The sequence below is a fragment of the Prevotella sp. E13-17 genome (assembly GCF_022024035.1).
Lineage (GTDB): Bacteria > Bacteroidota > Bacteroidia > Bacteroidales > Bacteroidaceae > Prevotella.
The window spans coordinates 3,363,123-3,389,230 of sequence record NZ_CP091787.1 but is presented as its reverse complement, the minus strand read 5'-3'; the positions used below and the strand labels follow the sequence as shown (position 1 = coordinate 3,389,230).

The following is a 26,108-nucleotide window of genomic DNA, read 5'->3' as shown; positions in this document are numbered from 1 at the left end:
ACTTTGCACTATGAATGAGACGCGACAAGGATTTGTGCAGTTGCACCTGAGCGTGCTGCTGGCCGGTTTTACGGGGCTGTTTGGGCGACTGATCACGCTGAACGAGGTGGACATCGTCTGGTATCGCATGCTTTTCACCAGTCTGATATTGCTCGTCTTCACTGGTCTGCCTCGTGTGGGCTGGCGCAAGTTTCTGCAACTGTGTGGTTGTGGTGCCTTGTTGGGACTGCACTGGATGTTGTTCTATGGCAGCATCAAGGCCTCGAACGTGTCTATCGGTGTAATCTGTTTCTCGCTGATAGGTTTCTTTACCGCGCTTTTTGAACCAATGATCTATCGTCGCCGACTGTCGTGGACCGAGCTGCTGTTCTCGCTCATCACCGTGGCTGGCGTGCTGTGCATCTTCTCGCTCGATGCCCGCTATCGCTATGGCATCAGCATTGGCGTGGTCTCGTCGGCAGTATGTGCGCTCTATGCCATCTGCAATAAGAAGGTGAGCGTGGGTGTGCGTAGCCGTACGGTGCTGATGTATCAGATGTCGGGCGGGCTGGTGCTGGTATCGGCCATCATACCGGTCTATCTGCTGTTTTTCCCCAGTCAGCAGCCGGTGGTGGTGCTGCCCGAAGGTCATAACCTGTGGTTCATGCTCTGTCATGCGCTGTTCTGCACGGTGGGTATGTATCTGTTGCAGATTCAGGCACTGAAGCGCCTGTCGGCCTTCACGGTGAACCTGACCTACAATCTGGAACCTTGTTATACAATCGCATTGGCCTTCTTTATCTTTGGCGAAGGTCGCGAGATTAACTTCTCGTTCTACATCGGTATCGTATTGATACTGCTCAGCGTGCTGCTGCAAAGCCGACGCGCGCTGGCCTCAAAATAGAAAAGAGACAAACCGCTCATTATGAAACAACGAAAAAGACTACTATTCCTGTTGATAGCACTCGCTTCGGTCACGCTGATGGCCGAAGACTACCAGCCCATGCAGCGCCGTATGTGTCGCTCTGGACAACATGTGAAGAATGAAAAGGTGCTCCATCGTGCAGCTACAGATGCTGCCACGGCAGAACAATACCTGGGTAATCGTCGGCAGTTAGTGGTGCTGGTGGCCTTCGCAGATCAGTCTTTCAGTAAGGAAGACGATGCAGAGACTGCACAGACGACCGAGACGAGAACCGTCAGGATGTGGAACCGCATATTCAATGAAGAGAACTTCAACGAGGCTCCTTTCTACGGATCGGTACACGACTATTTCCGCGACCAGAGCTATGGACAGCTGAACTTGCAGTTTGACCTGCAGTATATCACGCTCAGTGAATCGCGTATCAAATACCGTAGTACGGAGAAAGATGATGAAAACTCGAAATACTTGGTGCAGGATGTGGTGAATATTCTAGAACAACGACAGATAGACTGGACGCCATACGACTGGAATCATGATGGCGAGGTGAACCAACTGCTCATCGTCTATGCTGGCAAAGGCATGAACGCGGGGGGTGACGCAAACACGATATGGCCACACCAGGGTTGGCTCAGCGATCGTGAAAACTGCCAGCCCATCGTCGTGGGAACGGGCAATGGGCAACGAAAGGTGGACAGCTACTGCTGCGTGCAGGAACTGAGCAGCTCGAAGACCTATGGCGTCTTTGGTACTATCTGCCATGAATTCAGCCACTGTCTGGGACTGCCTGACATCTATTCTAGTACGGCATCGGCATCTTTTGTGGGACAGTGGGACCTGATGGATTCGGGCAACTACAACGAGGGTGGATTCCGACCTTGTGGCTACTCAGCGTTCGAGCGTATGATGGTGGGGTGGATCACACCTACAGAACTAACGGGACCCGTGAGCATTACGGGAATGAAACCTCTGGCCACCAATCCTGAGGCCTACATCATTCGCAACGATGCCCATCGTGATGAGTTCTACGTGGTGGAGAACCGTCAGCCAGTGGCATGGGACGAACCTTTGCCGGGCAGTGGCATCATCATCTTCCATGTGAACTACGATGAGAACTGGAAACGTTTCACCGAGCCTAATAAGCCTTACTACAAGAAGAACCTTTATATCATCGCTGCCAATAACACGGTGCCTGCACCACCACAATACATGTCGCTCTGGTCTATTGAAAATTGGGGCTATCCTTACAACGAGAACGACTCGCTGACCAACAGCAGCGCACCGGCCTCGGTGACCATCAATCCTTGTATTGGTGGCCAGAAACTGATGTCGAAGCCCATCTACAACATGGCGGTGACCGACGGGCTGGCCAGTTTCAGCTTTATGAAGCGTGATGCGCCCAGCGCCATCACCACGCCAGTCTCGTCTGCGCCAAAAGGCACCTACACCATTCTCTACACCCTTGGCAATATCGCCATTGTGCGCTATGCCAATGGAGCAGTAAGAAAGATTATGCGATAATCCTTCTACATAAATCATATAAAAAAATACCTGTTCTTGTGCTGGGAACAGGTATTTTTGTCTAAAAACGGCACTTCTGAACATCTGTACCTTGTAAAAAGCACATTCTTACCCTTATCTGTTTGTGTTTTTGTAGACCTTTGCCATCGAAAATTTTACCAATCATTTATACTTTACTTACTTTAATCAATTTATTACTTTTATGAAAAAGAAACTTTTACTCTCAACAGTCTTGGCACTGACCATGGGTAGTGCAATGGCTCAGTCGGACAATGTGATTGACCTGCTTCCTAATGGAGTGACCACCGACATCAACCCCGAACGTAGAACCGTGAAGGAGAAGAACCTTATTATTGCAGGTAGTGAGGCTAACGGCTACAAAGCTTATTTCGCTGCTACCGATGAAGAACACGGTACGGAACTGTGGATGACCGATGGCACAAAGGCTGGCACGAAGATGGTGGCAGACATTCTGCCTGGTAGCGGTTCTTCTTCGCCTGCATGGCTATGCCGCTTAGGTGAGAAGGTGCTGTTCTCGGCCTATACAGATAATGAGGGACGTCAGTTGTGGGTATCAGATGGTACTGAAGCTGGTACAAAACTGATTGCTCAGACCTACGAGATGGGCGACGGCAATCCTCAGGCTATCTATCAGATCAACGAGACACAGGCTGTCTTTGCAGCCATCAGTGATGAGAGTGCAGAATATGATCCCGACAATGGGGCACAATACTGGTTGTGGATCACCGACGGAACGGCAGAAGGAACTAAGTTCCTGAAGCAGGTGAAGGTGGACAACCCTGGTAAGGAGAATACCAACCAGCACTCTGCATTTGTACGCGTAGGTCGCCGTGTGTTCTTCAAGGCCGACGATATCGATGGTCACTATGGCACAGAGCTGTGGGTGACTGACGGTACTGAGGCAGGTACTTATCTGGTGAAGGACATCAATACTGAGCCTAACACAGATAAGGGCGATGGTTACACTCGTGATTCTGCCATTGACTGTATGGAGAACTATAAGAATGGTAAGCTCTTCTTCAAGGCATGGACCATGGAGAGCGGAAACGAATTGTGGGCTTCTGATGGTACAGAGGCTGGCACCTATCAGGTTTATGATGCCAATCCTGCCGTTGATCCCAACAATGGTCTGGGAGTTGGTCCTGGCGTCTTTGGCGAAGGCTGGGAGGTTTACAAAGACCGCATCTGGTTCCGTGGATGGAGCTCTTCAACTGGCTTTGAGCTTGTAGGCTCTAACTTGGAGAAGGGTGACTATCAGGTATTCGACTACTTCACGTTGAATCCCTCGCAGGACCACAACTCTTTTCCCGATCCAGGTTGTATCTTCCAGGATAAGTACGTATTCTGTGGTGCTGATGGTTTCGATGCTAACGCAGAGCCTGCACAGCATGGTGGTGAGATGCTGATATTCGATGGTGAGACCATTACTCGCCAGACTGAGACAAAGTTCCCTGGTACTCTCTGCAACTGGGTGAAAGAGCCTATCGTAGCAGGTGGTTCTCTCTACTGGATGAACGAAGCAAACAATGTGGATCAGGGCTTGGGTAGCGGACTATATCGTCTAGATGACCTTGCTGACGAGCCTGTTGTTGTTCCTACTATCACAACGACTGGTGACAATGTGAACACTCTGCGCAACTTGAATGGTACTATTCTTTATGTATGTGGTGCCAACAACCGCCTCTATGCTGACGAATATACCAAGCTGAACTGGGACGGTCAGAGCGACAAAGGCTATATGGAACCCGACTTCGGTAGCGTTATCGACGCTATTGAGAGCATTGCAAGTGACAAGGCTCAGAACAAGATGGTCAATGTGTACGACATCAATGGTACACAGCTGCGTCGTGATATTGATGCAAAAGAGGCCGCAAAGGGTCTGAAGAAGGGCATCTATATCATTGGTAACAAAAAGCATATCGTTCTATAAAATAAATATTGTTTAGGTTAGTATGTTGAAACAAGCATTCACACGTTGCTTACTTGTTTCCCTGTTTGTTTTCTGTGCGAGCTTCGGCTTCGCACAGAAAATGAACGTCACGGGAACGGTGGTCGACGACACCCGTGAGCCCTTGATTGGTGTAACGGTCAAGGAAAAGGGTACGACGAACGGAACCGTCACCGATTTTGACGGAAATTTCTCAATCTCAGTATCTGCCGGTAGTACTTTGGTCTTCTCTTATGTAGGCTATAAGACGCAGTCAGTGGCTGTTAATGGAAAGCAGAAAATGAATGTCACACTGCATTCTGATACCAATACACTCGATGAATTGGTGGTTATCGGCTATGGTGTGCAGAAGAAAAGTGACATAACCGGTTCTATCAGTTCTATTGCTGGTAAGGACATCAATAACACGCCAGTATCTTCAACGCTGCAGGCTTTGCAGGGACGTGCTGCTGGTGTGAACATCGTACAGAACTCTGGTGCACCTGGCGGTGGTACCACCATCAAGATTCGTGGAACAGGAACTATCAACGATGCCGACCCTCTGTATGTGGTCGATGGCTTCATTGTAGATAATATTGACTATCTGAACCCCAATGATATCGAAAACGTGGAAGTGTTTAAGGATGCTGCCTCAAGTGCCGTTTACGGCTCGCGTGCCGCTAACGGCGTTGTGGCCATTACCACGAAACGCGGTAAGGAGGGTAAGGTATCCATTGTCTATGATGGTTATATGGGTGTGTCGAACCCCTGGAAGACAATTGATGTGATGGACGCCGACAACTATGCGCTGATGATGGACTACGTCAATGGCTCTTCAACCTATTCTGCCGATGGACAGTTGTTCATGACGAAGAACGCGGATGGCTCTTATAGCTACGATCCTGCGAAATATGCTATCCTCGATACGCTGCACCATAACTCAGCAGGCAACTGGTGGGATGCCGTGACGCGTACGGGCTTTAAGATGCAGCATGGTGTCAGTGTGAGCGGTGGTTCTGAGAAGACACAGTTCCTGGCCAGCAGCAGCTACTATAAAGAGAATGGTATTGTGAAGACGTCAGACTACAATCGTTTCAATAGTCGTCTGAACATCACTACTAAGTTGGCCTCATGGCTCACCATGCAGGGTAATATGGCTTATACCAATGAGCGTCGTAATGGAGTGCCAGAAGGCTCTTCTGGTATTTTGAAGCAAGCGCTTTACGAGTCGCCAATGGAATATCTGTATAATAATGTGGGCTACTGGTATAGTGCAAACCCTATTGCTAAGCTGGATCAATATAACAACCAGATGCATAATGACCGTCTGGACTTGAATCTTTCATTGGATGCTAAGTTCCTGAAGTATTTCGATTATCAGTTTAAAGCGTCATACTATACCATACGTCGCGTTGATGATGATTATTCAGAGGTCTTCGGACTTGATGAGGATTTTGTAATGCCTACTTCTCTGTCAACTGTTTACAAGAAACAAGGCAATACTAATAAATGGGAAATCAATAACCTGCTTACTTTCATGTGGCAGGATAAGCACCATAGTATCACAGTTCTGGCAGGTCAGACAGCTGAAGGCTATAAGTACAGTTGGCAGGAAGGCTATCGTTCTGGCACTCCCAGTAACGAAGAGGCGTTCCGTTATCTGTCGGGTGCCTATACTGGTGATAAGGCCTATGGCTTGGATCGTGAATGGACCTCTATTGGTTATATCGGACGAGTTAACTACAGCCTTAATGATACGTATCTTTTCCAAGCCAATGTGCGTGCCGACGGTTCTTCCATGTTCTCAAAGAGTAATCGTTGGGGCGTGTTCCCATCGGTCTCTTTGGGATGGAAGTTCTCCAATGAGAAGTTCATGGAGTCTTTCAAGAGCTGGCTGTCTAATGCCAAGTTCCGTGTAGGTTGGGGTCTCTTGGGTAACAACCGTATTGATGAACTGTCTCGCTATACCTATCTTACTTCAGGATATAACTATCCCTACGGTTTGGGAAATGCCACTGTCTATGAAGGTGCCACAGCTACAGTACTTGGTAATGACGGCATTAAGTGGGAGAAGAATGAGAGTTGGAACATTGGTATCGACATCTCGTTGTGGAGCAATCGTCTGATGTTGACTGCGGAATACTTTAACCGTAAGACTACCGATATGCTCTTGCGAGTGCCTACTGTTAGTTCTGCCGGACTGGACAGCAGTCCTATGACGAATGCCGGTGCAGTCAAGAACTATGGATGGGAGTTCGATGTCAAATGGCGTGACCATATTGCGCGCGACTGGCACTATGAGATTGGCTTTAATCTCTCATGGATAAAGAACAAGGTGACCAGTCTTGGAACAGGAAATGAGCCTATTTGGGGGTCTTACCTTTCAGAGGGTAGCATCGTGGACTATGTCACCAAGACGGCTGTCGGACAACCAATCGGTAGCTTTTATGGCTACGTAACCGATGGTATCTTCCAGACTTTCGAAGAGGTGAAAGAGAGTGCTCAGTATGAGGTGGGCAAGAACGACTTTGAACAGACGACAATGCCTGGCGACTTCCGTTTCAAAGACCTCAATGGTGACAATCGTATCACGGCCGAGGACCGTACGTTCTTGGGTTCTCCTTTACCTGATTTCGTGTTTGGTATTCCCGTGTCTGTGGGCTATAAGAACCTCGACCTGAGTATCTTCATGCAGGGTCAGACTGGCAATAAGATTTTCAATGTCACAGACTACTATCTCTATAATGCTGCAGAGGGCAATGTATATGCCGATATCCGTTCACGTCACTGGTCAGGACAACTCGAGGGACAGGCTCGTACATACTTCCCCTTGAATACAAATACAAACGTTCCTGACCTGTCGAACAATGACACACCACGTAACTTCCGTGCCAGTGATTTCTTTATTAAGGATGGCGATTACTTGCGTGTGAAGCAGGTACAGCTTACTTATACCGTACCTCAGAGTGTGCTGTCACGCTTGAAGATCAACTCTCTGTCTTTGTCATTGACAGCCTACAACCTGTTTACTATTACCGGCTATGACGGCTTCGACCCTGAAGTAGGTAAGGTATCAGGTACGGAAACCAACAACCTCAGCATGGGTGTTGACCAAGGTAACTATCCTCAGGCCCGTTCGTTCACTTTTGGAGTCAAACTGGGTTTATAATAATTGATTTGAACAACTATGAACAAACTTTTTTATAAAATATCTGTTTTTGCGATAGCTTTCTCGCTGACAGCCTGTGATGACTTCCTGGATAAGGATGTGCTGGGCAATGCTACCGATGAGAACTATTACAATACGCAATATAAGATGCAAAGTGCTCTTGATGCTGTCTATGATGAGTTGCAGTCGGATGAATACAACGACCAGGAATGGCGTTTCGGAGAGGCAATGGGCGACAATGTGTTTGGTACTGATGAAGGACTGTCATCACAGATGGGACAGTTGGTGAACTTCCGTTTCAATACATCGAACACATGGATTCTGCAGCGCTGGCGCGTGAACTATAAAGGTATTCATCGTGCCAACCAAGTAATCTATAACATCCACAGAGTACGCATCACCAACGACCAGTTGTCTACCTATAATCAGGTGCGCTGGATCTATGGTCAGGCGAAGTTCTTGCGTGCATACTATTATTTTAATCTGATTAAGACCTTTGGCGGTGTGCCCATTCGTCCTGAGCAGGAAAGTGTAGACTCACTGGTTGTGCCTCGCTCTACCTTGGAGGAGTGCTATGCTTATGTAGAGAAAGACTTGCGTGAAGCTGCTATCATGTTACCGAATGTCTATACCAGTTCTTCTGATCTGGGTAAAGTGACTCGTGGTGCTGCCATCGCCCTGCTGATGAAAGTGCTGATGTATGAGGCGAAGCCAGGCGTGCCTTCCGAGAAATGGAATGAAATGGTGGAACTGGGACAGTACATGGTTGATAATGCCACAATGACCTTTGCACAGATGTTGAAATACGATGGTAAGGAAGACTGGGAAACCCTGCGTGAGCGTCTCTGGTTCAAGCCTGTTTCGCTGATACAGAACGGAACACAGAACACGAGTGAGTATGAGAGTCCTACTACGACCTTGCCTACCATGAACAATGTCTATTCTTTGGAGTATAAGGATTACTACGGTAATGCTCTTCATAATGGTGACAAACTATCGTATCTTTACCAGTTCTATAACGACGGCGAGTTCAGCAAAGGCTCTATATGGGAGGTAAACTTCAAGGAAAGTGCTGATGGTACAAGTGGTGACACCAACGAAGGACAGGGATTGGAGTTTTTCAATGTTGGTCAGGTGAAGATGTATGCCACCGATCAGTTGCTGAGTAATATCTTTGACACTGACGTCAGAAAGGATTTCACCATCCATCACCAAGGACAGACCTTCGATGGAGAGATATGGCAAGGTGGTGAGGGTAACTATGTGTCACTGAAATGGTACACGCCCAAGAAGGATAAGCCAAAGTATGCTGGCGACAATGGCAAAAACCGTCGCATCTTGCGCTATGCCGATGTAGTGCTGATGTATGCCGAGGCACTGAATGAGAGTGGTCATCGTGAGGAGGCGCTTGCCAACCTGAACAAGTGTAAGGCACAAGTTAACACGCTTAATAGTTCTACGAAACTTTATGTGGCTGGTGGCTATGGTTACATTCGCGATCAGATATGGAGCGAGCGTCGCATGGAGTTTGCCTTCGAATGGGACCGTTATTTCGACCTGGTTCGTCAGGGAATTGCAGCCAAGACTCTTCACAACTTTGCTCAGTATCGTGCTACTCGTCGTGGTGCTTACTTCCGTGAAGGTGTGCATGAGCTGATGCCTATCCCTCAGACGGAGGTCGATGTGTCGAATGGTGTGGTGAAACAGAATTATGGCTATTAATAAATAGAAACATAAGCGAACATGAAGAAAATATTTGCTATTATAATGATGGGTCTCCTTTTGGTGGCATGCTCTGACGAAAACGAGAGTGCTCGCACACCCGTTGCCAGTGCCACAATCAGTGAGACGGAACTGGAAATCAATCAAAGTGCACAGATTTCCTTTACGGGCGTAGCCGACCAAGTTGTGGTGTGGCCTGGTGATGAGGGACACAGCTATGTCAATCGTAAGGCAGGAGATACCGGTTTTGCAATGAACAAAGGACATTTCTCCTATTCGTATAGTGTGCCTGGAGAGTTTCATGTGGTGGTGGTAGCTTCCACTTACGATACCTATATGGGTGGCAGTCTGAGCAGTGACACAATAGCTTTTGACGTCGTGGTGAAGGATGATGTGACAACCATCGACAGGGTTTACTCCAGCATCACCCCCAATGTCTATTATGCAGAGTTGCTGGAAGAGAGTAGCGACTGGGTGCTTCGCCTTCCTTCCAAGCAGGTGTATAACAATCGAGAGGTGGCGCTGAAAGCCGAAAAGCAGCGACTGAGTTTCGATATAGAGTCAGACTCATCGAAAATCTATGTTGACGATGTGCTTTGGGCAGCCAAGACCTATTATGACTTGACCAAGACGCATAGCATCAAGGTGGAATCAGACTTTGGCTCTGTGCGCGATTATAAACTCTATACACTTATCTATCCGGAGTTTACTTCTATCTCACTGAATGGTGTTGACGGCGTGTTGGTTCGTAATGCTTTCAATCAGGATGCACTGACTTATCAGTTTGCGCTTCCTGAGGGGACGGACAAGAGAAATGTCACCCTCTTACACAATATAAAAGACAATGAGAAGTTTTATATTAATGGGAGAGAGATACCATCTGGCGCTACCATCGACTTAACACAGGAGGGCATCTATACCCTTGTAACAACAGCGCCAGAGAACAGTCGTGTGAAAGCAACATCTATTATTACTTTTGAAATCCTTTGAACAATGAAACAGATATTCTCATTTTTTCTCGTGATACTTTTCTGTCTGCAAGGTGTGTATGCAGGTAGTAAGGCTCCCTATACAGGTTCTCGTATCTTCTGGGATACGGCTACCAAGAAACAGATTTTTTCCAGTGGCGGCTATCCGCGAATGATAGAGCTGCAGGACGGTAGGCTGATGGCTGTTTGTGAGAACAAAGGCATTGATATAGCCTTTAGCAGCAACAAGGGCAATACGTGGACCGCTCCTACTAAGATAGTGATGAACGGGAACATCCCTGAGTGTGCGCCCGATCTGATTCAGTTGAGCGACGGCACCATCCTTGTTGCCTATAACCCTCGACCTTCGGCTCCTTATTCTGCCGATCGCCTATTTGGTATTCACCTGAAGCGAAGCATCGACAACGGAAAGACTTGGAGCGACGATATCGCAGTGTTTGACGGAAACTATGACTTCAGGGACGGTTGTTGGGAGCCGGCTTTCCTGGAAATGCCCGATGGAGAGGTGCATCTTTACTTTGCAGACGAGACTCCCTATACCAGTAATGATGACCAGCGCATAGCCATCTGTCGCTCTTATGATAAGGGGGCTACATGGACGGCACCAAAGACTGTGGCCTACCATTCTGGTAGTCGCGACGGAATGCCGTCGGCTGTCATTCTGGATAACGACAGTATTGCTCTCTGTTTTGAGAATCCAGGATGGCCGGGCGTTGGCGACTTCATTCCAACAATAGCTGTCTGTGCTGTCAAGGACAACTGGAAGCGCTTTGTGCCTTATCCTTCGATAAACCGTTGGCAGGCCATCAACCGCGATTATGTGGCCGCACAGGTCAAGGGTGGTGCTCCCTATATCCGAAAGTTGCCTTGGGGCGAGACGGTCTTGTCGCACCAGACTCATTACAACGGGAAATACGAAATGATGGTCTATGTGGGTGATGAAAAGGCGCAGAGTTTCAAGGCTATGAGCAATCCTTTCAAGACCAGTGCCAACGAGGACTATATGTGGAACTCCGTCAGCGTGATTGATACAGGTGTCGTCGTGGCTGTAGGAAACTTGGTGGGTGGCGGTGTCTATATGGAGAAAGGCTATGCCGTAAGAATGTTGCAGGCCCCGTTTGCCAAAACGATGATTGATGGTGTGCAAACGCGCAACGAGGGCTATTATGGTGCTACGGCTACACAGATGATACTTGGTATGCAGAACGGCATGCGTTTCACAGGCGACTTTGCCTATGATGAGGATTCGCTCTATTTCACTTCGCGCGTGTCAGACACCGATCAGGTTTCAAGTGGCTCTAATGGCGATGGTGTCACGTTGTTCATTGATACCAAGAATAGTTCTTCTGACCAAATTATTTCAGAAGGAACATTCCGCTTCCAATTTATGGCCAATGGGAAGATGCGAGTGGCTAAAGGCAATGGCACCAGTTCGTGGCAATGGAATGCCATGAGTGCAGATACGCTTGGCGTGAATTACAAGCGTGGCGGCACCAACCGTTATTATATTGTTGAGGCGGCCATTCCCTGGGAACGTTTAGGATTCTCTAAGGAAACACGTCCCAATGGCACACACATGCGTGTGAATGTAATGTTGCAGAATCGCAGTACCGACAATGCGACATTGAACTACGAGATGCTGCCTGATGCCAAGCGCGACGAGTCGTGGTCGTGGATGGACTTCTATCTGCAACCTCATGACGCATCAGCCGTTCAAGATACGAAGGTAAGCAACAAGACCAACAAGGTCGGTATCTACGACCTTCAAGGACGATTAATAAAACAAACGAATGACAATAGCTTCCCTCTTCTTCGTAAGAGGGGAGCACCTGTCATTGTGCGTCAGCAGCATGCTGATGGTTCTACGAGCACACATAAAGTGATGATGAAATGATGACGAGAAGAAACGAACTCCGGTTACTCCTGTTATGCCCATTGCTCCTTCTGGCAATGGTCATACGGGCTGACGGTATTCGTTTCCAGCACATCTCCAGTCAGAAAGGCCTGCCGCACCAGCAGGTTGAGGCTATTGCTCAGGATGGCAATGGCTATATTTGGTTTGGCACACGTAATGGTCTGGCACGTTACGACGGCTACGGCATGCGAACCTATTTCCACGATGATGGCAACCCTCATTCTCTGCGCCATAATTTCATCAAGGATCTTTTTATTGACAGTAAGCACCGTCTGTGGATAGGTACGGAAGAGGGTATCAGTCGATATCGCAATACGACGAACGACTTCGTGAACTACGACTACCCAGACCGACAGGTGCCTTGTATCACGGAGACAACATCCGGGCGTATCATTGCAGCCGGAGCCGATGTATATGTCTATGATGAGGAGAACGACCGTTTCAATGCGATACCATCGATAGGTGAGGGCTTCAATCTTGCTGTGGCTGCCGACAGAAGAGGACGGGTATTCGTGGCCACCAACAATTCCATCTACTATTATGATAAAGACATGAAGCGCATAGAGCATCTGCCATCGGAATACTACGACTTCCTGACGGGAGCTGATGGTATATGTCCTTTGTTCTTCGACACGAGTAATCGCTTGTGGATAGGACGTAATGGAAAAGGTGTGGAGGTCATCGACCTCAAGAGCCGGCAGATGAAGATATATGAGCCGCAGGTGCTGTCGGACGGCACGGTCCGGGTGATACGTGAGGATGCCTCGCACAATATATGGTTGGGAACGGAGCAAGGCATCACCATTATCCGACAGGACGGACAGATAGACATCATCCGACAGGACTTGTCGAACAAGGATTTGCTTTCTGACAATGCCATCTACGACATCATCTTCGATCGTGATAATAACGCTTGGATAGGTACCTATTTCGGTGGCGTTGACCTGTTGCTGCAAAACAATAGCACCTTCCAATGGATTGTGCCTGGCAAGGAACCATACAACCTGCGTGGTAAGGTGGCACGCATGATGGCCGAGGTGGGACAGAGTATGATTTGGATTGCTACGGAAGATGGCGGACTGAACATCTTGGACATGCAGAAGAGGGTGCTACATCCCTTTACAGCCATTCCTGAGATAGGCACGAACATCCATAGCCTTTATTACGACGAGCATACGGGCGACATGTGGATAGGTACCTTCCGCAATAGCTTGTTCAGGTATAATCTGAACAGCAAAGCGAAGAAACGTTATGAGCTGGTTCCTGGATTTACGTCAAACAGCGTGTTCAGCTTTGCCAAGCAGCGAGACGGACAACTGTGGGTGGCTACGACACAGGGACTACGCAGGTATGATGACAAGTCGGACTCGTTCTTGAAGATAGGACATGACTTTCTGGATAACCATTTTGTCTATACGCTGACAGCCGATGATGCGAATAATATCTGGGCGGGAACAACCTCCAATGGATTCTTTCGTATTGATGGCAAGACGGGCAAGGTGAAGGCATGGAAAGCATCTTCATCTAAGGAAGGGTTGAAAGACAACTACGTGACGAGTATCTATGTGGCTAAAGACGGTGTCGTTTGGTTGGGCACAAACAACAACGGACTGCAGACGTTCCATCCGAAAACGGGTAAGTTCTATCAGATTGAAGGCGAACCAACGCTACAGCAATGCACCGTTTGCAGCATCATTGGCGATAGCTATGGGAACATATGGATTAGCACCAGCCGTGGCCTGTTCCGCTATGATTCCAGGACACGGGCGCTGACGCGGTTTACAACAGAGAACGGATTACCCACGAATCAGTTTAATTTCTCTTCTTCTCTTTGCTGTTCTAATGGTACCCTTTACTTTGGAACAGTCGATGGACTGGTCTGTTTCAATCCGAAGAAACTGGACGGCGGTAAGGTGGCTTATAAGGTGTTCCTCAAGCAGTTGACCATCAACGGAAAGCTGGTGGATGCGGGCATGAACGATTCGCCGTTGGTAAAGGAACTGAATGCGACGAGTAAAGTAACGCTTTCCTATGAGCAAAGTCGCTCTTTTGCCATTGACTATGGTGTTATCATCCCTGCCAATAACAGTAGCATCAACTATCAGATATGGGTGGAGGGTATTCATGAGACGTGGCAGGAGGCTGGCAACGAGCATCGTTTTACGGCTTATAATCTGGCTCCTGGCACTTATGTGCTGCATCTCAGGGCAAACAATAGCAGTGAGAACTGGGATCAGTGTCCGGAGACGGTGCTACAGATTGTTGTGAAGCCACCCTTCTATCGCTCTAAATGGGCTTACGTCTTTTATCTCATCATACTGGTACTCATCGTGGGCTACATACAACGGCAGTACACACACCGTATGGAGGCGCGCAACCAGACAAGGATGGCGCTGATGGAGAAAGAGAAGATAGAGGAATTGGACAAGGCGAAGTCGAGCTTCTTTACGACGGTGTCTCACGAACTGAAGACCCCGCTTTCGCTGATTGTCGCCCCCTTGAAAAGCATTCACCGTGAAAACATTCCTGAGGATGAACGCAAGCATCTGGATATGGCCATTCATAACACGGGGAAGATGGAGGAACTTATCAACGAGCTGGTGACCTTTAACAAGGTGGAAAGCGACAACTTCCCCTTTTATTTGCAGAAAGGTGACCCGCTGGCGTTCATCCACCGTGTGACAGCTGCCTTCCAGGATGTGGCACGCGAGAAGAGCATCGCCTTCTATGTGCGCTGTGAGGATAATGGCGAGGAGGTGTGGTTCTCGCCGTTCTATGTAGAGCGTATCTTAAACAACCTCCTGACTAATGCCTTTAAATATACGAAGAACGGTGGCGAGGTGATCGTTAATGCTGCGATAAAGAATCGCGAGGGCGATATCTTTAACTACCTGTTCTTTGAGGTGATAGACAATGGTATAGGCATTGTGAAGGAAGAGCAGCAGAACATCTTCAATCGGTTCTATCAGACGCCTCGCGGTGTCTCTGTTGGTACAACGGGATGGGGTATCGGACTTTCGCTGGTGAAGCGCCTGGTGGAGATTCATAAGGGTTTCATTGGTTTGGAAAGCGAGGTAAACAGGGGCTCCGACTTTCAGGTATGGGTGAATGTGGACAGACGTGCTTTCGACGAGAAGAGTCTGGTTGGCGATGCTAAGACGCTCGCATCTATCGACGACTATCATATTGCTAAGGTTACCACGTCGTTCTTTCCTGCCACAGAACAGACCGAAGATGGTGAGGAAAAGAAGAATGCCATCCTCATTGTGGAGGACAACGATGAGTTGCGGCTGTTCTTGGCCGACTATCTCTCGCCTCATTTCCGCGTTTTCACAGCGCGTGATGGCGATGAGGGCTTGAAGATGGCACAGTCAAACGACGTGATGCTGATTATCAGCGATGTGATGATGCCACGCATGGATGGTATAGAGATGTGCCATCGGTTGAAGAGCGATGTGGCCACCTCGCACATTCCCGTCATCCTGCTGACGGCTAAGAATCAGCAGCAGGACTTTATTGAGGGCTATCAGAGTGGTGCTGAGGCTTATATTCCAAAGCCTTTCGATCCGCAGGCACTCGACCTTCAGGTGAACAATATGATTCAGCTCTTGAAGGCTCGTCAGGATGCTTTGCTCAAGACGCCCGTTGAAGAGGAGAAGGAAGTGCCGCATCTGAACAAGCTGGACCAGGAGTTTATTGTGCGCATCAATGCCTATATAGATCAGAATATCTGCAACGGTGACCTTTGTGTGGCTGATATCACCTCCGAGATGAACGTCAGTCGCACGCTGCTTCATGTTAAGATGAAGAGTCTTTTCAATATGTCTATCAGTGAGTATATCAACCACAAGCGCATACAGTATGCCTGCCGATTGATGGACGAAGGCTATAAAGTGTCGGAGACGGCTTATCGCAGCGGATTCTCTGACCCTAACTATTTCTCAAAGAAGTTCAAGAAGTTTACTGGAAAGAGTCCTACGGATTATATCAAGGAACATTAATCGTAGGGCCTGCCTTTCGTCGATCCTCCAAAAGGAACCCCAGCCCAGCCCTCCAGAGGGAGGGTCGTGGTGGCGTTGTTCTTGGTCGGAATAGGAACGGTTTCGCACTGTCATAGTGCTGTTTTCGTCTTGTTATAGTTTCGCTTTTGCGTTGTCATAGCTTTACTTTTGATGTCCGCCCAGCCCCTAGATGTGGCGCATCCAGCCCCTGGAACGGGTCGTTTTAGCCCCTGGATGCGGTTGTTCTAAGGGCTGGATGTAGAGCATCCAGGGGCTAGACCAGAAATGAAAGCTTCGGTTTTAGACTTCAGAAATGCCTCTTCTAGACTTTAGAATACGTGCTTTTAGACTTTAAAAACGGCCCTCTTCAGACTCTGGAAATGCCAATTCAAGACTCTGGGAGCATCGCGAAACCTACGCAATTGCAATTGAGCCTACTAAATTTCTACTGAGCCGATGTACGAATGCTTATTTCTTGCTGGTGGGCTGACGCAGGCTCTGCTTCAGCTTCAGGATGCGTCGCACGCTCTCGTCGATGCGCGCTTCGCTGATGGTGCCCTTGTTGACGGCATCGACAACGGCATCGAAGGCCTCTACAAGGTTGTAGGGGTTGAGGATGATGTCAAGGCCTGCCTGTATGCCCAGCAGCGTGGCTTCTACGTTGTTGTACTGTTGAGTGATGGCTCCCATCTCCATGGCGTCGGCAACGATGACGTTCTTATAGCCCATCTCCTTACGAAGCTTGTCTTGCAGAATGTAGCTGGAAAGGGTAGAGGGCATGTCGGCTCCTGATACGTTGGGCAGTGAGATATGAGCAGTCATGATGAGCTGACAGCCCCAGTTGATACCTGCACGGAAGGGTATCATCTCGCAGTTGCTAATCTCGTCCCAGGTCTTCAGTGACTGGGCGTAGCCATAGTGCGTGTCGGCTTTGGTGTCGCCATGACCGGGGAAGTGCTTGATACATCCGGTGATGCCTGCGTCTTTCAGTCCCTGCAGATAACTGACAACCATTGTGGCGGCCACTTCGGGGTCGTCGCTGAAAGCACGGGCACCAATGACGATATTGTCGGGGTTGGTGTTGACGTCGGCAACGGGTGCAAAGTCAACGTCGAAGCCATAGCGGTACAGATAAGTACCAATGTAGTTGGCAGCGTTGTAAGCCTGCTGTGGGTCGCCTGTGGCTCCGATGGTGCCCATGGGCTGTATCTTGTCAACGTTGAAGTTGGGGTTGTTACCGATGCGTGCCACGCGACCGCCTTCCTCGTCGATGCAGAGCATAGGTGCTCCCTTAAAGCTGCGTATCTGTGAAACGAAATGTGTCAGCTGTGTCTCGTCGTTGATGTTGTGAGCATAGAGGATGATGCCACCAACGGGATAATCGGCATTGACGTTGGTCATAGTCTGATTGACCTCTTGTGTCTTTATGGGCGCATAGTCATGGGTGTGGATGGTGGTGTCGAGCGACTCGATGCGGGTCATGAACATCTGACCAATCTTCTCGCGAAGGGTCATCTGTTGCAGTTGCTGTTCTATGACATCGGGAACGGTTGTGGTGTTATCGTCTGAACACGAAGTAAAAAACAAACTACCGCAGGTTGTCAGGATGGCGGTAAGCATCCATAGATTTTTCTTCATTAAATGTGTCGTTATTATTGGTTAGTTGTTATCCGATAAAGAATTCTCAGCCAAGGGTGATGTTTTCCACCTCTACGGGTTCGTGGAGGAAGATTTGCGCTTGCTCCTTGAACTTCTGGGGATTCTCGGTGGTGAGATAGTGGACTGTGGCGCCTTTCGAACAGAGGCTGTCTAGGTCGGCATGGCGCTGCAGATAGTGCTTCAGGCTGTCGGCCACATACTCACCTTGTGGAACGACGCGGACGCCTGAGGGCAGATACTTCAGTATCTTGGGCATCAGCAACGGGTAGTGCGTGCAGCCGAGGATGATGGTGTCTATCTCTGGGTCGAGGCGCATGATTTGGTCGATGCGCTTCTTGACGAAATAGTCGGCACCGGGACTGTCGGCCTCGTTATACTCTACCAGTGGTACCCAAAAAGGACAAGCCACACCCGAGACGGTGATGTCTGGATGCAGCTTGTGGATTTCTAAGTTATAGCTCTCGCTCTTGATGGTGCCTTCGGTGGCCAGCACGCCTACATGACGGCTATGGGTGAGCGAACCAATGACTTCGGCTGTGGGACGGATGACGCCCAGCACACGACGGTTGGAATCCCACTGTGGCAGATCGACCTGCTGGATGGTGCGTAGCGCCTTCGCTGAGGCGGTGTTGCACCCCAGGACGACCAAGTGGCAGCCCATCTCGAAAAGTCGCAACACAGCCTGTCTGGTGAACTCATAGACCACGTCGAAAGAACGTGGACCATAGGGTGCACGGGCATTATCGCCGAGATACAGGTAGTCGTAGTCGGGCAGCAGTTGACGAATGCCATGCAGGATGGTCAGTCCGCCATATCCGCTATCGAAGATGCCGATGGGACCGGCTGTGGAGGGAAGCTTCATTTGGTTTGATTCAGTAGTTCCTTGACGTCGAGGGTGATGTCAACGGCCATCTGGGGTTCGATGAAAGGACAGGCATTTGAGTCGGTATTCACCACGAGGGCCAGTCCTTGTTCTTGTGCCACCTTGGCAATAGCCTCTTTCAGTTTGAGCTTTAGTGGTGCCATCGCATCGCGTTCGGCCTTTTGAATATCTTCGCGTCCTTGCTTCTTGAACTGGATATTGCGCTCCAGAAGTTCCTGCAGTTCGGTCTGTCGCTTCAAGAGAATGGTGCGTGGGAAGTCCTTCTGTCCGTCGAGGAATGCCTCATACTTAGTGTTGAACTCTTTCTCTACGCGTTTCATCTCGGCTTCGTAAGCCGCACGAAGGTCCTTCATCTGCTGTTGCACACCTTCGTACTCGGGCATGGTCGTAAGAGCGTCGTCGTAGCTCAGATAGCCAATACAGATGACGGGATGACGCGGGGTAACGATGGTGGTGTCGCTACTCTCCTGAGCCAGAAGAGGCAGCGACACCATCATCATGATTAATAATAGGTATTTCTTCATTATTTCAGACCCAGCTTAGCTTTGACAGAAGCAGTTACATCGGTTGAAAGTGTGGTGCTGATGAAGGGAATGCCGGCTGTGGTGTCCATGATGTAAACATAGCCACCCTCCTGACCAACGGCCTTGATGGCATCGAGCACCTTGGTCTGGATGCCCTGCATCTTCTCCTGCTGAGCCTTGCCAAGAGCCTGCTGGTTGTCCTGGTAGGTCTGCTGTATGCGCTGGTAGAGGTCCTGCAACTCTTGGTTGCGACGGGTCTTGATGTTCTCGGGCAGAGTAGCCTCTTCCTTCTCGAAGGCTTCTGCCTTCTTCTGCAGTTCTTCCTGCATAGACTTGAGGTCGGCCTCGTACTGCTGTGTGAGTTTCTCGATCTCAGTGCGGGCTGCAGTAAACTCGGGCATGGCCTGGATAATCTCCTGGGTGTTTACGTGGCCGAACTTAGGAGCACTCTGTGCTGATGCAGCAGTGAAGCTGCAAATGGCGCAAATAGCGCAAAGAATAATCTTTTTCATTGTTGTTATGATTTTGTTATTTTTAATAGTGTCGTTTCCTGTAGTTGCTGATATGCTAACCTATCGGTATTGCAAAAACAACATATATTAATAAGAGTAACCCAACTTCTTGAGCACCTCTTCGCTGATGTCTATCTTTGGCGAACCGAAGATGATGCCTGTGTCGCTGGCACGGTCAAGAACTAACTGGTAGCCACGGAAGTCGGCCACGTCCTTGATGGCGTTATAGACCTCGTCTTGTATGGGGGTCATGAGTGCGGTGCGTTTTTTAAACAACTCGCCCTCGGGACCGAAATATTTCTTCTTTAAGTCGGCAGCCTGCTTCTCTTTTTCCATGATGGCATCCTGCTTTGCCTTCTTTTGTTCTTTTGAGAGAAATACCACCTCGTTCTGGTAGTTCTTGTACATGGTCTGTGCTTCGGTTGTCAGAGCGTCAACTTCGGCTTGCCATTTCTTTGACACCTGTGAGAGTTGCTCGTTGGCTCGCTCATAGGCGGGGATGTTCTTGAAGATATAGTCCATATCTACCAAGGCAAACTTCTGTGCCATTGAGTGAAGAGCGAAGAATGAAGCGTGAAGAACCATTAGCATGACTAATGTCATGATTCGTCTTACCATTAATTTCTTTTCCATATCTTTCCTTTCTTTTTATAGTTAAGAAGAGCGTTGTGTAAGAGTGCAGAAGCAGATTCGTTACTCTTCACGTTTCTCTTCACTTAAAATTCTTGTCCTAAGATGAAGTGGAACTGGCTGCCGCCCTTGTTCCATCCAGAGCCATTGTACACCTTGTCGAAACCATAGGCCCAGTCGATACCCATCAAACCAACCATAGGCAAGTAGATGCGTACGCCGATACCGGCAGAACGCTTCATGTCGAAGGGATTGAAACTGCGGGTGTTGGCCCAGGCATTACCACCCTCGAGGAAGGTGAGACCATAGATGGTCGTGTTGCCTAGCATGAAGGGATAGCGAAGTTCCAGAGTGAAGCGGTCGTAGGCATAGGCATCATAGTAACCATATCCACCAGTTGTTCCAGCTTTTACGTTGGCAGAATAAGAGAGAGAACCATTCTCGTAACCGCGAAGGCCGATAGTCTCCTCAGCATAGCTGGTGCTGTATCCACTCATACCGTCGCCACCCACATAGAAAGTCTCGAAAGGTGACTTCTTGTGCTGGTTGTAGGCTCCCAGCAAACCGAACTCTACGCGGGTCATCAGCACGAAGCACTTCTGACCACCGGTGAGGGCAGTAAACGTGCGGCTCTTGAACTTCCACTTATGATACTCAACCCAACGGTATTTCTCCTGCTGTTCGGCCTGGTAGCGTTCCTGGTCATGCTCGTAAGTTGATGCCAGAGCCAGGTTCTTGTAGTCCTTGCCGTCAAAGAGTGACCAGGGTGGGGTGAGAGTTACGCTAAGCGAGAACTCTGAACCATGACGTGGGAACAGGGGGTTGTCTGTCGATGTTCGTGTGAGTGCCAAAGACAGGTTGAGGTTGTTTGAGTTACCATTAGAAATGAGGAAATAACGCCAGTCTTTCAGCATATAGCGCTGATAGGCCAGGGTGGCCGAGAACTGGAAGTAGTCATCGGGCCAGCGCAGACGCTTACCCCATCCTACAGACAGTCCGAACAGTTTCACGTATTTGTCGTCGTCAAGGAAACTCTCGTAGTTGTTGTAGTAGCCACCATTATACATGCCGTAACCATAAGATGAGTACATATAGCTGTTCATCCACGACTGGTTATAGTAGTTGCTCGACACGTCGCTCTGCTTAGAGTAGTAGGCACCAATGTTAAAGGCGTTAGGACGCTTGCCGCCAAACCAACCTGTAGAGTAGTTACCGCTCAGTGAACTATAGTAGCGACCGTTGGTCTGGAAGCTGAGGCCGATCTGTTCGCCGTCGCCTGCAGGCAGGATGCCGCGGTGCAGTTTGTTCTTTCCCAAAAGGTTGCGCAGCGAGAAGTTGTTGAACTTAATACCTACGCGGCCGATGATACCTGTCTGTCCCCAACCCAGTGAGAGCTCCAGCTGGTCGTTAGACTTCTGCTCCAGATTCCAGTTGATATCTACTGTGCCGTCTTCGTAGTTGGGTTCCACCTTCGGGTCGATAGCCTCGGCGTCAAAGTAACCCATAGAGGCAATATCGCGGTAGGAACGTGTCAAAGCCTCTTTGTTAAATAAGTCACCGGGCTTGGTGCGCAACTCACGACGTACGACTTCTTCGTAGAGGCGGTCGTTACCAAAGATGCGCACATGGCTCAGATGTGCCTGACGATCCTCGTGGATACGTATTTCAATATCGATAGAGTCTTCAACGATATTGATTTCCGTTGGGTCAACGCTGGAGAATACGTAACCATTATTGTAATAGTAGTTGCCAACGGCGTCATCATCGGTTTTCAGGCGCTTGTCCATCAGTTTCTGGTTGTACACGTCACCCTTCTTCATGCCAAGAACAGCATCAAGGTAGTCGGTGTTTACCACGGTGTTACCAACCCATGAGATGTTACGGAGGTAGTATTTCTGTCCTTCGTCGATCTTTAGGTAGATGTTAAGGTGTTTCTCGTCGTTGTTCCAGATAGAGTCCTCCTCGATGGTAGCATCGCGGAAGCCCAGCTCGTTATAGCGTTCAATGAGTTTCTCTTTGGCCTCTTGGTAGCGTTCGGGGGTGAACTTCTTTGATTTCAGGAAAGACGACAATTTGCCTGCTTCATGAATCTTGCCAAAGGCACCTTTTCTGAACAAGCTACCTTTAATCTTACTGTCAGAGAGTTGCTTGTTACCATCTAAGATAAGGTGACGTATCTTCATCTTATCTTTCTTGTCGATGTTTACATCCAGTACAACCTGATTCTTGCCAGTCACGTCGTCATGTTGTGATATCTCAATCTCTGCATTCTTATAACCTTTGTCGTCGAAATACTTCTTGGCTAGAATCTTTGCACGGTCAATAAGGTTCTTGGTTAAACTCATGCCTTTTGCCATGCCAAGTTTCGACTCAAGGTCTTCGCGCTCGCTCTTTTTTACGCCAGTATAGTTAATGGCAGAGATGCGAGGGCGTAAAGCCAAATGGATGCAGAGATAGACACGTGAGTCAACGATAGAGTCGGCGGTGATAGACACCTTTGAGAACAGTCCGTGCTTCCAGTAGCGTTTCACGCCTTCAGTAATCTCAGCACCTGGTACTTCGATTTGTTGACCAACGGAGAGACCTGATAAGTTGATGAGCACATAATCCTCGTAGCCTTCCACACCTTCAGTCCTGATGCCCCCGATGGTGCACTGGCGTGGTGTTCCCGCATAAGAGATGTCGGGATTGACAATGGTGTTCTGTGCGCTTAAAGAGAATAGTGATGCCTGCAGAAGGAGAACAGTTGTGCAGATTATGAGTCTCGTCTTCTTCATACCAGTCTTCACCATATTATATATTATCTTGTTATTCATCTTTTTCTGTTCACTTTTCATTCTTCTCATCCTCAACCTGTGCTTCGGTCTTGCCAAAACGACGCTGACGCTGCTGATAGCTACAGATAGCCTTCTGTAGGTCTTGTTCCATAAAGGCTGGCCAATAGGTATCGCAGAAATACAGCTCGGAATAGGCTATCTGCCACAATAGATAGTTGGATATGCGCAGCTCGCCGCCAGTACGAATCAGCAGGTCTGGATCGGGCATGAAGTTGGTCCATAGGTTTTGAGAGATAGTTGTCTCGTTGATATCGTCAACATGAAGCAAACCGTCCTTAACCTGCTGTGCTATGCTCTGAGTCGCTTTTGCAATCTCAAGTTTTGATGAGTAGCTGAGTGCTACGACCATGGTCATGGCGCTATTATGAGCAGTATGTTGTTCTGTCTCATCGAGTTTCTTGTTGACTTCGGCAGAAATACGGCTACGGTCGCCTATCACGCGGAAACGTACGTTGTTCTTCATGAAGATTTCGTCCTCAAGAGAGGTTAGTACCAGTCCCATGAGGGCGGCTACCTCATCGGTTGGGCGATTCCAGTTTTCTGTAGAGAAGGTGTATAGCGTGAGGTATTTCACGCCCAATCGTACGCATTCCTTGGTGATGCGGCGCACGGTTTCCACTCCGGCCTGATGACCATAGGTGCGCTCCTTGCCACGTTCCATGGCCCACCGACCATTGCCGTCCATGATGATGGCAATGTGCTGGGGGATGCGCGTCATATCTAATGCATATTCCATAATGCTTATTATTGTTTCATTATTAATCGTCGTCATTCATGCAGGTCTTACACTTCGTCCATAGGTCGTAGGTAAGTGATAACTGCAAGGTGCTGTAGCAATCGGTGTTTTTGAAAAGTCCGCTGCTCTTGATGCCGTAAGGGTCTGCCAGTCCGTCGAGCTTGTCGGTGCCTGTGAAGTGCATCAGCCATTCTGCTGAAAGGTTCAGACGATTGGCAACCTTATATTTGATGCCTATGCCAAAAGGCATCTGGAAACCAGCTGAGGAACGCTTGAAAGCCTCAAGTCCAGAAACGTCGGCATTGGCAAAGGTGAGACCCATACCCAGTGCAATAAATGGCGTAAAGGGACGTGCACCGTGGTATTCTTGTCCTGTGCCGTAGGGCCAGAAGTTGTATTCGAAAGAGACATCAAGGTCCACTGTTTTCGTGTTAAACTTCCATGCTTGACCTTCCAACAAAGGGTAGGTGGTCTCAATATGTGCTGACGAGCCTTCCAATTTGCCAAAGCGAAGGTTGGCGGCCCATGCAGTGCGAGGGTTCGGCTTGTATTTTGCGACCAATCCAGCCAACGGACTTTGTCCTCTCAGCAGGTTAGCGTCCAAATCGCCCACATAGCTCTGGAAACCTGCTCCGGCACCAATTTCCATGCGGTATTCAGGCTCATCCTGTGCTCTTGTTTCAAGAACGCTTAGCAGCAGGCATGTTGTGAGGATAAGGAATCGCATTGTCAAAAGCCCTGTCTTCTTTGGTTCTACTTCTTACTGCCTTTCCACAGTTGACCACTGTTGGTGAGTATCCAAAGGCGTCCTTGCGAGTCGGTGGTCATGCTAAATTGTGTGCCTTGAACAGAGGTGGGCAGCTGATAGCCGGACACTTCACGCCATGTGATGCCTTGATCTCGACTCTCGTAGATGGTCTTGGCATCGCCAAGGGCCAGTACATGACCGTTGTAGCAGGTCAGCGACAGATGATCTTGGGCGGGCAGTGTGTAGCGGTTGCTATCGTCTAGCCCCATGAATACCCACTTGTTGTCGGCTTCTGCGTCGTAGCAGCTCAGCTTGCGCCATACAGATGTCTGGCCGTCGGCAAACGAAGCGTTGCCAACCATGAGTACATAGTCGGTGTTGTTGGCCGATGCGTAGGGCCAGCTAGTTATAGCGATATTGTCGGCAGGCAGCAGTGAGGCTTTGTCGTCAAGTGTCTCGTTGGCCCAGTCTTTTCCGTAAGCATCGGCAGAGACTTTCAAAAGACCGTCATTGCCCAGTGCATAGAGTTCTTTGCTGCTAGCTCCCAACAGTTGCTTGAGGTTGGGATTGCTGTAAACGACACCATCAGCCAAAGACCAGCTCTCTAAGTCTTCTGATGATTCCACATAGCCCTGACCGTTGATACGATAGCCCTTACCAGCTCTCATCACCACGCCCTCGTCAACTAGTCTTATGGTGTCAGCGAAAGGAACCAATTTCTTAGCTGTCCAGCCAGCGAGGGCAGCATCATCCTTTTCTTTCGTCCACCCGAATTCCGACCCTTCGGTAGTATTGACATTCAGTTTTACGGTGTAGTCACGATAGCCCGAGTTGTCAACGGCAAAGACACGGAATGTGCGTGGCTGAGAGAAGTCGATAGAGTCCGAAGAACTATACCATGACAAGGAATCGCTTGTCATAGATTTCAGTGTCAGCCATCCGTTGTTCTTTGAGGTCACTGTGCAAATGACATGCTTGATATCTGTGCCTTGGGGTAGAGGAGTCTGATTGAATATCTGATGTCCCAACTGGTCGATGGTCATTTTATAGTCAGAGCCAGTCAACGTGGTCCTGATGATTGTATCATTGCCTGTCGTTGACGAGGTGGTATGGGTGTCTCTATTCAGCGTCCCCAATGTGAAGGATGTGATGGCCACATCGCTATATAGGGTTGTTTCTTCCGTATCACCGTCGCCCAAGCATGAGGTTAGCATGATGGATGCCATCAGCAGTACGCCAAGGTTCCTAAAAACTCTTTTCATTTTTTATTGTTTAAACAATTTAGGTGCAAAGGTAAAAACAATTCCTCAATTAGCGAACTTTTTCACCTTATTATTAATGAAAAAATATCATTCTTTGTCCTATTTTAAGTTGTTTTAGGTTTTTATGCGCTATCTTCTTTCAAAATAAACA

Annotated in this window: 17 protein-coding genes; 8 read left to right on the top strand and 9 right to left on the bottom strand. The window is 48.8% G+C overall.

Annotated features, from left to right (window positions below):
• Positions 1-10: 10 nt before the first annotated feature.
• From L6472_RS13330 to L6472_RS13295, 8 genes are all read left to right on the top strand, one after another.
• Positions 11-883 carry a DMT family transporter gene (locus L6472_RS13330; protein WP_237805922.1) on the top strand — a complete coding sequence of 291 codons (873 nt, stop codon included), beginning with the start codon at positions 11-13 and terminating at the stop codon, positions 881-883.
• Positions 884-904: 21 nt separating this feature from the next.
• The gene (locus L6472_RS13325; RefSeq protein WP_237805920.1) at positions 905-2,422 is read left to right on the top strand and encodes a M6 family metalloprotease domain-containing protein; all 1,518 of its coding nucleotides are present in this window, start codon (positions 905-907) and stop codon (positions 2,420-2,422) included.
• Between the two features lie 202 nt (positions 2,423-2,624).
• Positions 2,625-4,373, top strand: coding sequence for an ELWxxDGT repeat protein (locus L6472_RS13320; RefSeq protein WP_237805918.1), 1,749 nt, complete (start codon positions 2,625-2,627; stop codon positions 4,371-4,373).
• Between the two features lie 100 nt (positions 4,374-4,473).
• Entirely contained in the window at positions 4,474-7,539 is a 3,066-nt protein-coding gene (locus L6472_RS13315; RefSeq protein ID WP_237805916.1) for a TonB-dependent receptor, read from the top strand.
• Positions 7,540-7,557: 18 nt separating this feature from the next.
• A complete protein-coding gene (locus L6472_RS13310) occupies positions 7,558-9,261 on the top strand; it encodes a RagB/SusD family nutrient uptake outer membrane protein (RefSeq protein WP_237805914.1) in 1,704 nt (567 codons plus the stop codon).
• A gap of 21 nt (positions 9,262-9,282) precedes the next feature.
• Entirely contained in the window at positions 9,283-10,251 is a 969-nt protein-coding gene (locus L6472_RS13305) for a hypothetical protein (protein ID WP_237805912.1), read from the top strand.
• Between the two features lie 3 nt (positions 10,252-10,254).
• The gene (locus tag L6472_RS13300; RefSeq protein WP_237805910.1) at positions 10,255-12,144 is read left to right on the top strand and encodes an exo-alpha-sialidase; all 1,890 of its coding nucleotides are present in this window, start codon (positions 10,255-10,257) and stop codon (positions 12,142-12,144) included.
• Positions 12,141-16,166, top strand: coding sequence for a hybrid sensor histidine kinase/response regulator transcription factor (locus L6472_RS13295; RefSeq protein WP_237805908.1), 4,026 nt, complete (start codon positions 12,141-12,143; stop codon positions 16,164-16,166). The genes L6472_RS13300 and L6472_RS13295 overlap by 4 nt, the downstream gene beginning before the upstream one ends.
• Positions 16,167-16,634: 468 nt before the next feature.
• On the opposite strand, the gene L6472_RS13290 is transcribed toward L6472_RS13295, so the two are convergent.
• The 9 genes from L6472_RS13290 to L6472_RS13250 form a co-directional block, all read right to left on the bottom strand.
• On the bottom strand, positions 16,635-17,804 hold the full coding sequence (locus tag L6472_RS13290) for a glycoside hydrolase family 3 protein (protein WP_237805906.1): 1,170 nt from the start codon (positions 17,802-17,804) through the stop codon (positions 16,635-16,637).
• Between the two features lie 46 nt (positions 17,805-17,850).
• Positions 17,851-18,687, bottom strand: coding sequence for a glutamate racemase (gene murI / locus L6472_RS13285; RefSeq protein ID WP_237805904.1), 837 nt, complete (start codon positions 18,685-18,687; stop codon positions 17,851-17,853).
• Positions 18,684-19,232, bottom strand: a complete 549-nt coding sequence (locus tag L6472_RS13280) for an OmpH family outer membrane protein (protein ID WP_237805903.1) — start codon at positions 19,230-19,232, stop codon at positions 18,684-18,686. Before L6472_RS13280 ends, murI begins: the two co-directional genes overlap by 4 nt.
• Entirely contained in the window at positions 19,232-19,744 is a 513-nt protein-coding gene (locus tag L6472_RS13275) for an OmpH family outer membrane protein (RefSeq protein ID WP_237805895.1), read from the bottom strand. The genes L6472_RS13280 and L6472_RS13275 overlap by 1 nt, the downstream gene beginning before the upstream one ends.
• An 87-nt stretch (positions 19,745-19,831) precedes the next feature.
• Positions 19,832-20,347 (bottom strand): OmpH family outer membrane protein, encoded by a 516-nt coding sequence (locus tag L6472_RS13270; protein ID WP_370640918.1) that lies wholly within the window; start codon positions 20,345-20,347, stop codon positions 19,832-19,834.
• A 113-nt stretch (positions 20,348-20,460) separates the two neighbouring features.
• Positions 20,461-23,151, bottom strand: a complete 2,691-nt coding sequence (locus tag L6472_RS13265; RefSeq protein WP_237808037.1) for an outer membrane protein assembly factor — start codon at positions 23,149-23,151, stop codon at positions 20,461-20,463.
• Positions 23,152-23,200: 49 nt separating this feature from the next.
• Positions 23,201-23,947, bottom strand: a complete 747-nt coding sequence (locus L6472_RS13260; RefSeq protein WP_237805891.1) for an isoprenyl transferase — start codon at positions 23,945-23,947, stop codon at positions 23,201-23,203.
• Between the two features lie 22 nt (positions 23,948-23,969).
• Positions 23,970-24,674 (bottom strand): DUF6089 family protein, encoded by a 705-nt coding sequence (locus L6472_RS13255; RefSeq protein WP_237805889.1) that lies wholly within the window; start codon positions 24,672-24,674, stop codon positions 23,970-23,972.
• Positions 24,675-24,700: 26 nt separating this feature from the next.
• A complete protein-coding gene (locus L6472_RS13250) occupies positions 24,701-25,957 on the bottom strand; it encodes a DUF6242 domain-containing protein (RefSeq protein WP_237805887.1) in 1,257 nt (418 codons plus the stop codon).
• Positions 25,958-26,108: the final 151 nt, after the last annotated feature.